At 55.3% G+C, this 13,971-nt stretch carries 13 protein-coding genes and 1 tRNA gene; 5 read left to right on the top strand and 9 right to left on the bottom strand.

Annotation, left to right across the window (positions count from 1 at the left end):
- The 4 genes from AC07N2_RS04685 to AC07N2_RS04700 all read left to right on the top strand — a co-directional run bounded on the left by AC07N2_RS04685 (position 1) and on the right by AC07N2_RS04700 (position 2,852).
- The gene (locus tag AC07N2_RS04685; RefSeq protein ID WP_494777223.1) at positions 1-1,434 is read left to right on the top strand and encodes a dihydrolipoyl dehydrogenase; all 1,434 of its coding nucleotides are present in this window, start codon (positions 1-3) and stop codon (positions 1,432-1,434) included.
- A 270-nt stretch (positions 1,435-1,704) separates the two neighbouring features.
- Positions 1,705-2,007, top strand: coding sequence for an ElaB/YgaM/YqjD family protein (locus AC07N2_RS04690; protein WP_076592877.1), 303 nt, complete (start codon positions 1,705-1,707; stop codon positions 2,005-2,007).
- Between the two features lie 17 nt (positions 2,008-2,024).
- Complete coding sequence (locus tag AC07N2_RS04695) at positions 2,025-2,414, top strand: phage holin family protein (protein WP_494777224.1); 390 nt, start codon at positions 2,025-2,027, stop codon at positions 2,412-2,414.
- A 15-nt stretch (positions 2,415-2,429) separates the two neighbouring features.
- Complete coding sequence (locus AC07N2_RS04700; protein ID WP_494777225.1) at positions 2,430-2,852, top strand: hypothetical protein; 423 nt, start codon at positions 2,430-2,432, stop codon at positions 2,850-2,852.
- A gap of 69 nt (positions 2,853-2,921) precedes the next feature.
- Here AC07N2_RS04700 and AC07N2_RS04705 read toward each other — a convergent pair whose 3' ends face one another.
- Positions 2,922-3,482 carry a c-type cytochrome gene (locus AC07N2_RS04705; RefSeq protein WP_494777226.1) on the bottom strand — a complete coding sequence of 187 codons (561 nt, stop codon included), beginning with the start codon at positions 3,480-3,482 and terminating at the stop codon, positions 2,922-2,924.
- A 199-nt stretch (positions 3,483-3,681) separates the two neighbouring features.
- On the opposite strand from AC07N2_RS04705, the gene AC07N2_RS04710 reads away from it, so the two are divergent.
- Positions 3,682-3,757 (top strand) — tRNA-Arg (locus AC07N2_RS04710).
- Between the two features lie 113 nt (positions 3,758-3,870).
- Here the strand turns inward: AC07N2_RS04710 and AC07N2_RS04715 are convergent.
- From AC07N2_RS04715 to AC07N2_RS04750, 8 genes are all read right to left on the bottom strand, one after another.
- Entirely contained in the window at positions 3,871-5,553 is a 1,683-nt protein-coding gene (locus AC07N2_RS04715; protein WP_494777227.1) for a SulP family inorganic anion transporter, read from the bottom strand.
- A gap of 6 nt (positions 5,554-5,559) precedes the next feature.
- Complete coding sequence (locus AC07N2_RS04720; protein WP_494777228.1) at positions 5,560-6,504, bottom strand: dimethyl sulfoxide reductase anchor subunit family protein; 945 nt, start codon at positions 6,502-6,504, stop codon at positions 5,560-5,562.
- A 45-nt stretch (positions 6,505-6,549) separates the two neighbouring features.
- The gene (locus AC07N2_RS04725; protein WP_494777229.1) at positions 6,550-7,281 is read right to left on the bottom strand and encodes a 4Fe-4S dicluster domain-containing protein; all 732 of its coding nucleotides are present in this window, start codon (positions 7,279-7,281) and stop codon (positions 6,550-6,552) included.
- Entirely contained in the window at positions 7,278-10,166 is a 2,889-nt protein-coding gene (locus AC07N2_RS04730) for a molybdopterin oxidoreductase family protein (RefSeq protein WP_494777230.1), read from the bottom strand. The genes AC07N2_RS04725 and AC07N2_RS04730 overlap by 4 nt, the downstream gene beginning before the upstream one ends.
- The gene (locus AC07N2_RS04735; protein ID WP_494777231.1) at positions 10,163-11,173 is read right to left on the bottom strand and encodes an Ldh family oxidoreductase; all 1,011 of its coding nucleotides are present in this window, start codon (positions 11,171-11,173) and stop codon (positions 10,163-10,165) included. The genes AC07N2_RS04730 and AC07N2_RS04735 overlap by 4 nt, the downstream gene beginning before the upstream one ends.
- Positions 11,174-11,265: 92 nt before the next feature.
- Positions 11,266-12,249 carry a hydroxyacid dehydrogenase gene (locus AC07N2_RS04740; RefSeq protein ID WP_494777232.1) on the bottom strand — a complete coding sequence of 328 codons (984 nt, stop codon included), beginning with the start codon at positions 12,247-12,249 and terminating at the stop codon, positions 11,266-11,268.
- The gene (locus AC07N2_RS04745; RefSeq protein WP_494777233.1) at positions 12,216-13,142 is read right to left on the bottom strand and encodes an ABC transporter permease; all 927 of its coding nucleotides are present in this window, start codon (positions 13,140-13,142) and stop codon (positions 12,216-12,218) included. The genes AC07N2_RS04740 and AC07N2_RS04745 overlap by 34 nt, the downstream gene beginning before the upstream one ends.
- Positions 13,135-13,923 (bottom strand): ABC transporter ATP-binding protein, encoded by a 789-nt coding sequence (locus AC07N2_RS04750; protein ID WP_076592888.1) that lies wholly within the window; start codon positions 13,921-13,923, stop codon positions 13,135-13,137. Before AC07N2_RS04750 ends, AC07N2_RS04745 begins: the two co-directional genes overlap by 8 nt.
- Positions 13,924-13,971: the final 48 nt, after the last annotated feature.

The raw sequence follows: 13,971 nt of genomic DNA on the forward strand, positions 1-13,971 counted from the left end.
ATGAAAACGCTGAAATTCGATGTGGCAGTAATTGGTGCCGGGAGTGCCGGTATGTCCGCATATCGCGCCGCCAAGTCGCACGGCAAGAGCGTGGTGCTGATTGAAGGTGGCCCGTACGGCACGACATGCGCGCGCGTTGGTTGCATGCCGAGCAAATTATTGATTGCAGCGGCAGAAGCAGCGCATGCGATATCTGCCGCACCGGCTTTTGGTGTGCATGCCGGCGCTGTACGTATCGATGGCAAGGCTGTGATGCAGCGCGTTAAAAGTGAGCGCGATCGTTTCGTCGGTTTTGTCGTGCAAGGCGTGGAATCTATAGACACGGCCGAGCGCTTGCGCAGTTATGCGCGCTTCACTTCTGCACAGTCTTTGCAAGTGGGTGACGACACGCAAGTGAACGCCGAACGCATAGTCATTGCTACCGGTTCGAGCCCGCAGACTCCGGCGGAATTGCGCGGACTCGGTAAACGTCTGATTACGAGCGACGATGTATTTGCCTGGGACGATTTGCCGGAATCGGTTGCGGTGATCGGTGCTGGTGTGATCGGACTGGAGCTTGGGCTTGCATTGCAACGTCTGGGCGTACGCGTGGCTTTGTTTGCGCGCAGCGGTCGACTGGCGCAATTGAACGACGATGAGGTCAATCAAACGGCGATAGACTGTATCGGTTCAGAGTTGGATCTGCGCTTGAACACAACCATCGTCGCGGCCAAACAGGTCGGTGAGCAAGTCGAATGCGTATCGCGTCATGCTGATGGCAGCGAGCGGACTGAGCATTATCAATATGTATTGGCAGCAACCGGGCGGTCGCCAAATGTGGCCAATATCGGATTGGAAACCACCGGCTTGAAGTTGGATGCGCGCGGTATTCCCTTGTTCGATCCGCTGACGATGCAGTGTGGTGACAGTGCGATTTTTATCGCGGGTGATGTCGATAACGATAGGCCCTTGCTGCATGAAGCGGCGGATGAAGGGCGTATTGCCGGCGACAATGCCGGACATTTCCCGAATGTAGTCGCAGGCTTGCGCCGCGCGGCCTTGATGGTTGCCTTTACCGATCCGCAAATCGCGATAGTCGGGCAAACCAGTCGCACGCTCAAAACAAAGCAATTCGAATGCGGGCAGGTGTCATTTGCCGATCAAGGACGTAGTCGCGTGATGCTGCAGAATCGCGGTTTGCTGAAGGTTTATGGCGAACGCGGTACGCACCGTTTTCTCGGCGCAGAAATGATAGGCCCGCGTGCCGAGCATCTGGCACATTTGCTGGCATGGGCTTGCCAGAGCGAGATGACGGTAGAGCAGATGCTCTCTATGCCTTTCTACCATCCGGTGATTGAAGAAGGTTTGCGCACCGCCTTGCGTGAGCTGAAAGAAAATCTGCTTAAAAATAGAGATGTAATCGAACATTGCACCGACTGCACGCCGGGAACTTGAGAATAAATCAGGCTGCCGCTGCATTTATTTGCGTGGAATGTGCGGTAACGCCTATTCGCAGCCAGCGGAAATATGATAAAACTGAATACTTCCGTTGCAACTTAACAATAAAGCGAGTGTCACAACACCAATCGCAGATAGCTATCTCCGGAAAACACGGAATAACAATAGCGATATGATGGGCAGTCGCAAGAGCAGTATTTCAACCCGCAGATCCGTTCAACTTATGACGGCACACTGCTTTTGTTCAGATATAGAAGGGGCCTTAATATGAAAACATCTACCTTGAAAACCACACGGAGCGATATGAAGACCTTAGTCAAAGACGCGCAGGAATTATTTCGTGAAGCAACCAGTGCAACTGGCGACAGAGCAGATGAATTGCGTAATCGCGGCTTGCAACTGTTAGACAACGCTTTGGTAAAAGCACAGGAAGTACAAACTGCCGCGCTTGAAACCGGTAAGGAACTGGCAGAAAAAACCGACGACTACGTACATGAAAATCCATGGCGTGCAGTTGCGATCTCGGCAGGTGTGGGCGTGTTACTGGGACTTTTGATCTCGCGTAAATAATTGCCACGGTATCCGATATGGAACAGCAAACCTCGCGTCCAGACATCCGTCCCGGCTTGATCGGCGGCGCTGTCAGCCTCGCCAAAAACATGTTCGGCTTGTTGATGAGCCGCATCGAACTTGCCGCGCTGGAGTTGGCCGAGGTGCGCGCCAATGCCTTGAAGCTGGCGGCCTTGTTCGCCTTGGGCGTCATCGTCACGTGGTTTGCCATCGCTTACTGGAGCGCCTTGATTATTTATCTGAGCTGGCCGGTATTGGGCTGGAAGATACTATTGATCCTCGCGCTCGCATGTACGGTGATCGCGGTTGGCATACTGTTCTATATTCAATCGTTGCTGCGACAAGGCAAATTGTCTATGCCGGCCACGATGGCTGAGCTGCGCAACGATCATGATGCGCTGTTGTAATTCAAGAGGGTTTGCATGACAACACATCATCAAGAGCCGGAACACGAGTCGTCGGCACAGCGCAAGGAAAGGCTGCTGCAGCAATGCAAAGCCTATCGTGTTGCGATCGGACAGGCCAGAACAGTTGTGCGTGACAATCTTGGCGCAGATGGCATTGCGAAAACGGCGATTGGTCTGGTGAGCGCGCGCGCGCAATCAGCTTTTTCCAATTTTTCCGACTTGCTTGATGTGAACAGCATATCCGGCGACAAGCTGCGACGTTTGTTGCCGCTGGTCGTCAGTGGCGTTTCCTTGTTAACCAGGCGTTCTGTGCTGCGTCCGATTTTGCGTGGTGCCTTGCTGGTTGGTAGTGCAGGTACGGCGCTGTATTTTTTCTCAAAGAAAAAGAAGACGGATGCACCGCAGCATGAGCATGTCGCGTTACGTGAGCATTTGTAATTCGCCTACTTAATGCGTGAGCAATAAAAAAGCCGACTTGAAGTCGGCTTTTTTGTCAGTGCATGTTACTTATTTTGCTGGGGCTGCATCAGTCGTTGGGGCGGCTGCTGGAGCGGCAGGTGCCGGAACCACTGGATCGCTGAACTTGGCGCCTGCGCTATTGGCCATCAAGACCACAACGCGTTCGACTTCGATATCGTCCAGATCCGGATTGCCACCTTTAGGCGGCATCGCGCGGATACCTTCAATCGCGTGTTTTGCCAGTGTGCTGTAGCCTTCGGCGATACGTGCTTTCCATGCGCCAGCGTCACCAAATTTAGGAGCACCTGCTGCGCCGGTTGCGTGGCATGCAGCACAAGCCATCTTGTAAACTTCTTCGCCTGTCTTCAAGACTTTCGGTGCGTTGATGTCTTTCAGTACGAAGCCTTCATCGGCTACCGGTTTGATACGTGCGGCAACTGCTTCTGGTGATAAGCCGTCTGAGCCTGCGCCGATATGTTTTTCATTGGTGACGTAGAGCACCAGTAAAACGATACAGATGATGGGAACCAGAAAACCGGCCAAGATTGCCAGTATGAGTTGCTTTGGCGTTTTGATCGCTGATTCTTCTTCGTGATGTGCGTCGCTCATTATTCCCTCAATACAATTTTAAAATCGTTATAGATGGGCGCATGCAAAATGATGCCGCACGGCGCATGCCCCTTATCATGCTTCGCCAAACCCTTGATTATAGACACAAAGCCAAGGATGTGAAACGGTAAAACGTCGCTTTACGTGGACGGAAAGTCGGAAAAACGGTATCCTGCAGGCCTCTTCAGTAGTCCCTCATGCGGCTGTAGCTCAGTGGATAGAGTATTGGCCTCCGAAGCCAAGGGTCGCTGGTTCGATTCCAGCCAGCCGCACCAAATCTAGAGTATTTCGACGAAAGTATGCGCTAACCCGATGGGAAGGTAGGCACTTTGCGTGGGCAATCCGTTGGTTTTCGGAGCAGTTTGCCCCGGCGATACTTGTCAGTTTTTTATGCTTGCTGCGTCGGCATCAAGATATCTATCGCATCTCTATCCGTTTGAAACATGTGATCCGGCCCCATCGCGGCAATCAGGCCGGCGCGCTCCAGTACATCCCACACCTGTTTTTTCACCGCTGTGAAGTACAGCTCCAGGCCTTCTGCATGCAGACTTTGCTGCAGGGATTCCAGTGTTTCGATGCCGCTGGCGTCGATGTCGTTGATACCGCTGGCGCACAGCAATATGCGTCTGATGGCCTTATCGCGGCCACGACGCTCGGTGATGAAGCGCTCCAGCGTGGCAGCAGTCAGGAAATTCAAGGTGGAATCCATACGGACGGCCAGAACGTCGGGCGCGAGTGGCTGCAGATGGAAGCGCTTAAGGTCGCGCAGCGTGCCGTCCTTGTGCACGCCAACTTCGATTACGCGCGGATGCGTATGTCGATATAAAAACGACACCATGGTGATGCCGACGCCTGCGAACACGCCATAGTGCAGGCTGGGCGTACACCATAGCGTGACGCCGAAAGTCACGATCGCCACCAATCCATCGTCGCGCGAAATGCGGAACAGCCGGGGGAAAGCACGGAAATCCAGCAATCTGAATACCGGCACCATAATCATGGCCGCCAATACCGAATACGGCAGATAGGCGATCGGCGTGGTGAGGAAATACAGGCTCAGCAATACGCAGGCAGCTGCAATCAGCGATGCCCAGGCGCTGGTGGCACCAGCATAAATGTTCAAGGCAGAACGCGAGAAGGATCCACTGACCGGGAATGCGCCACTAAAACCGCTGGTGATCTTGGCCAAGCCCTGACCGATCAACTCCTGATTTTCATCCCAGCGCTCATTGGTTTTGCGCGCCAGTACGCGACAGCTGGACATCGCTTCGGTAAAGCTGATGATGGCCAGGATAGTCGCAGCCGGCCACAGTGCCTGGTGCGCGCCCCAACTGATGGCAGGCGGCAAGGCTAGCGGTGGCAAGCCAACTGGCAAGGCACCGACGATGGCGCCGCCATGGCCGGCGTAATCGATAGCCCAACTGGCGGCGATGCCCAATACCGTCACTATCAGCATGCCGGGCACGTTTGGCGCATAGCGTTTCAATGCCAATAATAAAAACAGGGAGCCGAGTCCGAATGCAGTCGTCAACAGCATCGCCGGTGTACCCGCCAGCAGCTTGCCAACTTCCGTCATCGCGCTGCCGGCATGAAGATCCAGTCCCAACAGACTAGGCAATTGCGATAGCACGATGATGACGGCGGCAGCATTGATAAAGCCGATCACCACTGGTTGCGACACCAGATAAGTAATCTTGCCCATCTTGCATGCGCCCAGCAGAAACTGGATCGCACCCGCATACAGCGACAGCCAGATCGCTAGTGCAACCCAATCGGCGCTGCCGGCTGCAACCATGGGCGATAGCGAGCCAAACGTGAGGATGCTGGTGAGCGCGACTGGACCAACCGCCAGCAACACCGATGAGCCCCACAAGATGCCGATGACGCTGGGTAGCAAGGCCGCATACAAGCCGGTTTGTGGCGGCATGCCGGCTAGCGTGGCGTAAGCCAGTGCTTGAGGGATCAGTACCAGACCGACGCTGAGGCCGGCCCATGTGTCGCGGCGCAATGAATCAGCGCTTGGGCGTGCCCAGTGCAAAAAAGGAAAAAATCGTCTGAAGTCGACGCGCATGGCGGCTCAGGATATCTGTTGGTAGTACAGATTTTGTGGATGATTGGCCTGTGCAAAAAAGAACCACCGCTCTGCGATGAGACCCGCGTATTGCACGACGAAGGCGGCGCCCAGCAAGAGCAGCGATGCATGCAGCAATCCGTTACTTAAGAGCAGCAGCGGTAATGGAAATGCCAGCAGCAAGAATATCCATTTGATGGAGCGGAAAAACAGCGGACTTTTGCCATGAAAATAATGCCGCGTATTGAACGAACCACCCATCGACCCCTGTGCCTTTTGCACGATATGCGGATGACGTATGCCGGTGGCGGTTTGCAGTGTTGAACGCGGCTTCAGGCGGGCGTTGCGGGCAAGTGATGCAAGGCGTGTCATCAAGGACGCCAACGTCAGTACGATGGCCGTGATGCCAAAAATGGTGACGAGCGCTGGTGCGGTCGGCAAGCTGAAGGCAGTCGCGAGCGTAAAGCCGGAGGCACAACCTAACAAGGTATAGTTGACGATGGTCAGCGGCGTTGCCCATTCTTGCAAAAACTTGATGCAGCCGTAGATCATGCCGGTGCAGACGAATAGCGTGATGCACAGTATCAACGCGATGCCGCCGATAATCGTCGCGGCCGATTGCCATCCAAAGAAATGCGCCGCGCCATACGCAAACACGGCCAGCATGAAAAATGGCAAGGCGATGACTTCACGCGATAACCACGATGTACGCCACATCGTGGCTGCACGCCAGGCCCGCTCCGGATGACCGAGATGAAAAAAGGAAGCGAATAAACCAAAGCCCAGAAACGCCAGAGACAAGGCACTGCCCAGAGTATGAAACTGGTAGCTGTCGGATGGCGCGACGAGGCCGAGCAAGGCCAGCAAGTGCGCGGCATACAAGGCGATGAACAAGCCTTGTCCGACACCGATCAATGTAGTCAGAAAAATTACCGAAAAAGCGGGATTCATGGAGTCCTATCCTGTCTGTCGATTGATGGTGTTAATTGGTGATGCTTACCAAGAAGTGACGTCATCCAGCGACGGCTCGTGCAAGCCCGGTTTGGGTAACTTGCCATCGATGCGCAATGGGTTTTCGATACGTTCCAACTGATCCTCGTGCAATTTGATTTCTACTTTGCGGCGCGGCAGATAATGGTTGGATGGCTTGGTGCCCCATTCCGGCATGAGCTGGTAACCACCTTGTTCGCGGATGGCAACAGAGACGATGGATTCCGGGTCATGGATGTCGCCGAACAGGCGCGCACTGGTAGGGCAGGCCATCACACAAGCCGGTTGGCGATCCTGCGGCGGCAAGGATTGGTTGTCGATGCGGTCGACGCACAGCGTGCACTTGCTCATTTCCTGGCGATGTTCGTCCAGCTCACGTGCGCCATACGGACAAGCCCACGCGCAGTAATTGCAGCCTATGCACTTGTCGTAATCGACCAGCACGAGGCCATCGCTTTCACGTTTGTAGCTGGCGCCGGTCGGGCATACCGGCACGCACGGCGGCTCTTCGCAATGCAGACACGATTTAGGAAAGTGCACCGTGTCGGTCGCCGGAAAGCGTCCCACTTCATAAGTCTGTACGCGATTGAAAAAGGTGCCGGTCGGATCTTCGCCATACGGACGATCATCGGCCAGCGTACCGGCGATGCCCGAGGTGTTCCAAGATTTGCAACTGGTTACGCAAGCCTGGCAGCCTACGCAAACGTTGAGGTCTATCACCAGCGCCATTTGCGTCATTTGTTTTCTCCTCGGCCGCTGCCCGCTTTGTAGGCCATCCAGACTCGCTTGATGGTGCTGGTGCCCGGTAGCGCCGGCATGGTGGCGAATTGTGGCCAGGTCTGTTTCGGTTCATCTGCGCCGGCGGGATAGATGCGCACCCGCACGTCATACCAGCCGGCTTGTCCGGTGACCGGGTCGGAATTCGACAGGCGGGTGCCATCGGCTGCAGGCGGTAATTCTTCTGAAATCAAATGATTCAGCAGAAAGCCTTTTTGCGATTCGTTGGCACCTTTTTCCAGATGCCATGCGCCAGCCGCTTTGCCTATTGCATTCCAGGTCCAGACCGTGCCGGGTTCTACGGCTTCACTGTAGCGGCACATGCAACGCACTTTGCCCCACATCGATTCGACCCACATCCAGCCACCGTCAGCAATGCCGCTGGCCTGCGCTAGTAGTGGATTAACGAACAAATAGTTGTGCGTATGGATCTGACGCAACCACGCATTCTGCGAATCCCATGAGTGATACATCGCCATCGGTCTTTGCGTGACGGCATTGAGCGGATATTTGGCGGTGTCAGCGCTTTGTACTTCCAGTGGTTCGTAATAAAACGGCAGCGGATCGAAGTAGGTTTCGATACGTGCGCGCAGGCGTTCCGGCGGTTGCTTGCCGGGGCGTTTGCCTTGTGCCGCGAGGCGGAATTTTTGCATTACATCCGAATAGATATGAATCAGTATCGGATCGGCAAAGCGGCGCATGCGTATGCGCTGCGCCCATTCCATATAGCCTTTGTTCCAGTTGCGCATATAGCTGTAGGACGGCGGCATCTTGTGATGGAATACGCAACCGTTTTTGGCGTACATTTCCCACTGCTTGGGATTCGGTTCGCCCTTCATCGATTTCTCGCCACCGAGTCCGCGCCAGCCAGCGAGGAAGCCGATGCCGGAACCGGGCTCGGTTTCATAGTTGACGATGAAGTCGGGGTAATCACGGAACTTGCGACTGCCGTCCGGTTTGGTAAAGGCGGGCAGCTTGAGCCGTCCGCCTAGTTCGATCAGGACTTCCTGGAAGGGTTTGCAATCGCCGGTCGGTGGCAGCACCGGTATGCGCACAGCATCTACCGGACCATCGAATTCAGAAATAGGCCGGTCCAGCATGGACATGACGTCATGTCGTTCCAGATAAGTCGTATCCGGCAGTATCAGATCTGCGAAGGCAGTCGTTTCCGATTGGAAGGCATCGCACACCACCAGGAAGGGAATCTTGTATTCACCCTTGTCGTCCTTGTCGTTCAACATCTGACGGACTTCGCTGGTGTTCATGCTGGAGTTCCACGCCATATTGGCCATGAAAATCAGCAACGTATCGATGGGATACGGATCGCCGCGCCAAGCATTGGTGATGACGTTGTGCATCAAGCCATGTACCGACAGCGGGTGTTCCCACGAAAAGCCCTTGTCTATGCGCACCGGTTCACCGGCCTCGTCGACGAACAAATCGTTGGGATCGCCCGGCCAGCCCAAAGGCAAGCCACCCAATGGCGTATCCGGTTGAACCGCCGACGGGCTGTTCGGTGGTTTGGCACTAGGTGGAATTGCGCGCGGGAAGGGCGCTTTGTGGCGGAAGCCGCCTGGTCTATCTATCGTACCCAGCAGCGACATCAAAATCGCGAGTGCCCGCGTGGTTTGAAAACCGTTGGAATGCGCCGCTAGTCCGCGCATCGCATGGAAGGCAACTGGATTGCCGGTCACCGTTTTGTGTTCGCGGCCCCAGCTGTCGGTCCACGGGATTTGCAATTCTATTTTTTGATCGCGTGCGATCACGCCCATTTCATTGGCTAGACGACGTATGCATGCAGCCGGGATGCCGGTTACACCAGCCGCCCATTCCGGCGTGTAACGCTTGACGCGTTCCTTGAGTAGTTCGAATGCGGGTGCCACTGCCGTACCGTCCGGCAGCGTGAAGGTACCGAGCAGATGCGGATCGGCACCATCGGTGTGCGTAGGCACCGGTTGTTTGGTCAGGCGATCCCACCACAATTTGTTTTGCGGGTACATCGGGTTGACGACTTCTGTCGCCTCGTCTTCGACAAACAGACCGAAGTCGTCGCTTTGCGCATCTTGATTGATGAGCTGACCAGCATTGGTATAGCGCACCAGAAATTCGCGATCGTACAAACCGAGTGCAATGATTTCGTGGATCAGCGCCAACAGTAATGCGCCATCGGTGCCCGGCTTGATCGGCACCCATTCATCGGCAATGGCGGAATAGCCGGTGCGGATAGGATTGATCGAAATGAATTTGCCGCCGTTGCGCTTGAACTTCGACAACGCGATTTTCATCGGGTTGGAATGATGGTCTTCCGCGGTGCCGAGCATGATGAAGAGCTTGGCGCGGTCAAGATCGGGGCCGCCGAATTCCCAGAACGAACCGCCTATGGTGTAGATCATGCCGGCGGCCATATTGACTGAACAGAAGCCGCCATGTGCTGCGTAATTTGGTGTGCCGAATTGTCGTGCAAACAGACCGGTCAAGGCTTGCATCTGATCACGGCCAGTGAAGAGCGCAAATTTGCGTGGGTCAGTGGAACGGATTTTCCCCAGCCGTTCAGTCAATATCGTGAACGCTTCTTCCCATGAAATTTCGGTGAACTCGGATGCGCCGCGTTCTGCTCCGGGTTTGCGCAACAAGGGTTTGGTCAGACGCGCCGGTGAATATTGTTTCATCGCGCCGGAAGCGCCCTTGGCGCAGATCACACCTTGGTTCAAAGGATGATCCGGATTGCCGTCGATGTAGCGTACTTCGCCATCGCGTAGATGGACGCGCACGCCGCAGCGGCATGCGCACATATAACAGGTCGTACATTTGACTTCCGTCGTACCTGTCTGGTCGGCGGTGGTCATGACAAGCGGCCGGCCAGTGCAACTATCTGTGCGTGCAAGGCATCGGGGATTTCAATACCGCGTTGTGCAGCTTTGACGGCGAGGCCGTGACGGCGTTCTCCCGGCAGACGCACACCATCATCCTGCAACATCATGCCGAGTAAGGTTTCGATGCGGTTGAAGTAGACGTCGGAACCGGCCAGTGCCCCCGGATCGATGGCTAGGAACAACTGACCCAGACGCGGTTGATTACCTTCATCGGAGAAAAATGAATCGGCTTCGAAGCCAAAGGCTGAACCAGTTAATGCAATCGCCAACAGTTCTACCGTCAATGCAATCATCGCGCCTTTGACACCACCGGCCGGCAACATGCTGCCAGCCAAGGCAGCCTTGGCATCGGTGGTTGGTTTGCCATCCTTGTCAACGGCCCAGCCGAGTGGAATCGGCTTGCCATCTTTTGCCGCGATCATGATCTTGCCGCGAGCGGCTTCGCTTAGTGCCAAGTCTATGACCAGCGGTTCGGCATCGCGGCGCGGAAAAATTGCAGCGATGGGATTGGTGCCGAATAAAGGTGTCTTGCCGCCCCATGCCGGCATTGCTGCCGGCGAATTGCTGAATGCCAGGCCGACCAGACCGGCGCGACCCAATGGTTCCAGATGTACGGCAGCAGCACCGAAGTGATTGCTGTTGGTGATGCCGGCGCAACTGATGCCGAACTCACGCGCACGTTCAGTCGCGGTCTTGATTGCCAGTGCGCATGCTTCGTATGCCATGCCGGATTGCGCATCGATCAGACACGCGCCTCCCCTGGAGTGGACGATCTTTGGTACCGCTGTGGTGGAGGTGCGGCCATTGTGTAAAAACGTTGTGTATTGAGGTATGCGCGACACGCCATGCGAGGCCAAGCCCTGTGCATCTGCTGCTACCAGCGCATGTGCTGCAGCCTTGGCGGCTGACAGACTGGCGCCGGCTTTCTCAAGTGCGAGCATGGTAAGGGACGTTAATTCATCTATCGTAACCAAGGCCATAAAAGTCCCTAAAACAGGTTGAGAAATAAACTAAAAGCAAACTTATAAAAGTGCGCTACGACGCCAGGTCGTAGCGCAAGGCCATCACATCATTAGTTCTGCTGCAAAAATGCCGCCACGCGTTGCGCAATCAGTGCACTGACACGCGTATTCGATTCAGTCGTTACACCGGCGATATGCGGCGTCAAAATGAGTTGTGGTGCAGTGGCTAAAGCATTCCCTGCCGCTAGCGGTTCCTGTGCAAAGACATCGATCGCTGCACCGCCTAGATGGCCCGCATGCAAGGCCTTGGCTAATGCCGCTTCATCCACGATTTCGCCGCGTGAGGTATTGATCAGCACCGCATCCGACTTCATTCTTGCCAATGCATCGGGGCCGATCAGATTGCGTGTATTGGTCGTTAGTGGGATATGCAATGACACGATGTCGGCTTGTTCCAATACTTCATGCAGACGTTTGCAAGCGACGCCGGATTGTTGCCATATCGGCGCATCGGATGCCAGCATGGGGTCGTGTGCAATCACGGTGACGCCCAGTGCCTGCGCCAGACGAGCAGTCAGCTGGCCGATACCGCCAAAGCCGATCAGCCCCAGCGTCTTGCCGGCAATTTCGCGACCATTGGACAAGGCAGCACGCGGCCATGCGCCGGCTGCGGTTTCGGCACTGCGCGTATAAGCTTCACGCAGCAATGCCATGGCCGTGCCGATCACATACTCGGCCACTGCGCCGGCATTGGCACCGGTTGCCGGGAACACTTCTATGCCGCGTGCCTTGCAGGCATCCACATCGATATTGTCCAGACCGACGCCCAAGCGCCCAACTACGCGTAACTTAGGTGCGGCATCCAGTAATGCGATATCGACTTTGGTGCGGTTGCGTACGATCAGCGCATCTACATTGCCCAGCATCGCGAGCAGGACAGGACGATCATCGACCAAGGCGGGTTTGTAAGTTGTTTCGAATGTGCTCGCCAACAATGCGACAGCAGTGTCGTCCATGAACTCCGTAATGACTATGCGTGTACCTCCTGTGTGGGGTGCGTTCAATTTTGCATCCCCCACTTTTGCACTGTGCATTGTTCGATGATGCGGAAGATGAAGTTCTCCACGAACAAGCCGATCATGATCACGGTCAGCAAGCCGGCAAACACGCTAGGAATTTCCAGCTGGTTTTTGTTCTCGTAAATGAACCAGCCCAAACCGCCACTACCGGAGCTGACACCAAACACCAGTTCGGCTGCAATCAGCGTACGCCAGGCAAAGGCCCAGCCGATCTTGAGGCCGGTGAGGATGCTAGGGAAGGCTGCAGGAATCAGAATCTGGAACACATAGCGCAAGCCGCTCAAGCCATAGTTATGGCCGACCATGCGCAAGGTGGTGCTGACTGATTGAAAGCCGGAGTGCGTATTCAATGCGACGGCCCATACCACCGAGTGAATCAGTACGAATACCAGACTGCCAGTACCCAAGCCAAACCACAGCAGCGATAACGGCAGCAGTGCGATCGCCGGCAAGGGATTGAACATCGAAGTCAGTGTTTCGAGGAAGTCGCGGCCGATGCGCGAGGTGATCGCAAAGACGGTCAGCAATGCCGCCAGCAACAGTCCGGCGCCATATCCCATCAACAGAATCTTGATTGAAAACCAGACCTTGCCGAGCAAGCCGCCTGAGATGATGCCTTCGACCAGTGCTTCTATCGTCGCTGTCAGCGTCGGAAACAGCAGCGCATTATTCAAGATCCTGGCGTAGATCTCCCAGATCACTGCCAGCGTGACCAGAATGCCGATTTTGCGTGCAGCGCTGTTGTTACATAACTTTTCCCATGAGGTCAGCGGTTTTTGCACAACGCCGAACTCGGTACTCGGTGCCCGGTTTGCATAGTATTCCGGGCGTTCTACATTGAGACGCACCACGACGCCGGGCTGCTTGGGCGGAGGTGCAGGACGATGGATGCTGGACACTTCAGACATGATTGACCTCTTCTGCTTCGACCGGTTCGGCAAACAGCATCTTGTTGATTTTTTCTGTCAGGCAGTTGCCATCAGCATCGACGGTATCTTCGCCGGTGCTATTGAGTTCTGCTGTGACCTGGCCCGGATGCGGCGACAACAGCAGAATGCGGTTGCCGATTTTGACTGCTTCGGCGATCGAGTGCGTGACGAACAGCACGGTGAAATGGGTGTCGTCCCACAGTTGCAGCAATTCGTCCTGCATCTTCTTGCGCGTCAGTGCATCGAGCGCAGCATACGGTTCGTCCATCAGCAGAATGTCCGGTTCCATCGCCATGCCGCGCGCGATGGCGACACGTTGTTTCATCCCGCCGGACAGCATGTGTGGGTAGTGATCGGCAAATTTCGACAGGTTGACCTTTTCGATGTAATACATTGCCTTGTCTTCCGCTTCCTTGCCTTTGAGCTTGCCACTCGCCAGCAGCGGGAACATCACGTTTTGCTTGACGGTTTTCCACGGTGGCAACTGGTCAAATTCCTGGAACACCATCATGCGGTCGTACCAGGGTTTGGTGATGACCTTGTCGTGCAAGCGCATCTCGCCTTCGGTAGGCATCATGTAGCCGCCGACAGCCTTGAGCAGAGTCGATTTTCCGCAGCCTGACGGGCCGAGTAAGACAAATCGATCCGATTGATACACCTTGAAATCGACCCGATAAGTGGCCGTGACAAGATGCTCCTTGGTCTTGTATTGCAGTGTCACCCCTCTGACATCCAGCAGGGGCTGTGGCAATCCGTTCATTGTCTGTCCTCTATGTAATCGTCCCGTTCACGCCGCTCTGTGTCGACT

Source organism: Herminiimonas sp. GW821-FHT09C12, from assembly GCF_059416385.1.

Excerpts from the sequence above, each read along its gene's own strand:
- AC07N2_RS04685 (WP_494777223.1), top strand. The coding sequence starts at position 1 with ATGAAAACGCTGAAATTCGATGTGGCAGTAATTGGTGCCGGGAGTGCC.
- AC07N2_RS04690 (WP_076592877.1), top strand. The coding sequence starts at position 1,705 with ATGAAAACATCTACCTTGAAAACCACACGGAGCGATATGAAGACCTTA.
- AC07N2_RS04695 (WP_494777224.1), top strand. The coding sequence starts at position 2,025 with ATGGAACAGCAAACCTCGCGTCCAGACATCCGTCCCGGCTTGATCGGC.
- AC07N2_RS04700 (WP_494777225.1), top strand. The coding sequence starts at position 2,430 with ATGACAACACATCATCAAGAGCCGGAACACGAGTCGTCGGCACAGCGC.
- AC07N2_RS04705 (WP_494777226.1), bottom strand. The coding sequence starts at position 3,482 with ATGAGCGACGCACATCACGAAGAAGAATCAGCGATCAAAACGCCAAAG.
- AC07N2_RS04715 (WP_494777227.1), bottom strand. The coding sequence starts at position 5,553 with ATGCGCGTCGACTTCAGACGATTTTTTCCTTTTTTGCACTGGGCACGC.
- AC07N2_RS04720 (WP_494777228.1), bottom strand. The coding sequence starts at position 6,504 with ATGAATCCCGCTTTTTCGGTAATTTTTCTGACTACATTGATCGGTGTC.
- AC07N2_RS04725 (WP_494777229.1), bottom strand. The coding sequence starts at position 7,281 with ATGACGCAAATGGCGCTGGTGATAGACCTCAACGTTTGCGTAGGCTGC.
- AC07N2_RS04730 (WP_494777230.1), bottom strand. The coding sequence starts at position 10,166 with ATGACCACCGCCGACCAGACAGGTACGACGGAAGTCAAATGTACGACC.
- AC07N2_RS04735 (WP_494777231.1), bottom strand. The coding sequence starts at position 11,173 with ATGGCCTTGGTTACGATAGATGAATTAACGTCCCTTACCATGCTCGCA.
- AC07N2_RS04740 (WP_494777232.1), bottom strand. The coding sequence starts at position 12,249 with ATGCACAGTGCAAAAGTGGGGGATGCAAAATTGAACGCACCCCACACA.
- AC07N2_RS04745 (WP_494777233.1), bottom strand. The coding sequence starts at position 13,142 with ATGTCTGAAGTGTCCAGCATCCATCGTCCTGCACCTCCGCCCAAGCAG.
- AC07N2_RS04750 (WP_076592888.1), bottom strand. The coding sequence starts at position 13,923 with ATGAACGGATTGCCACAGCCCCTGCTGGATGTCAGAGGGGTGACACTG.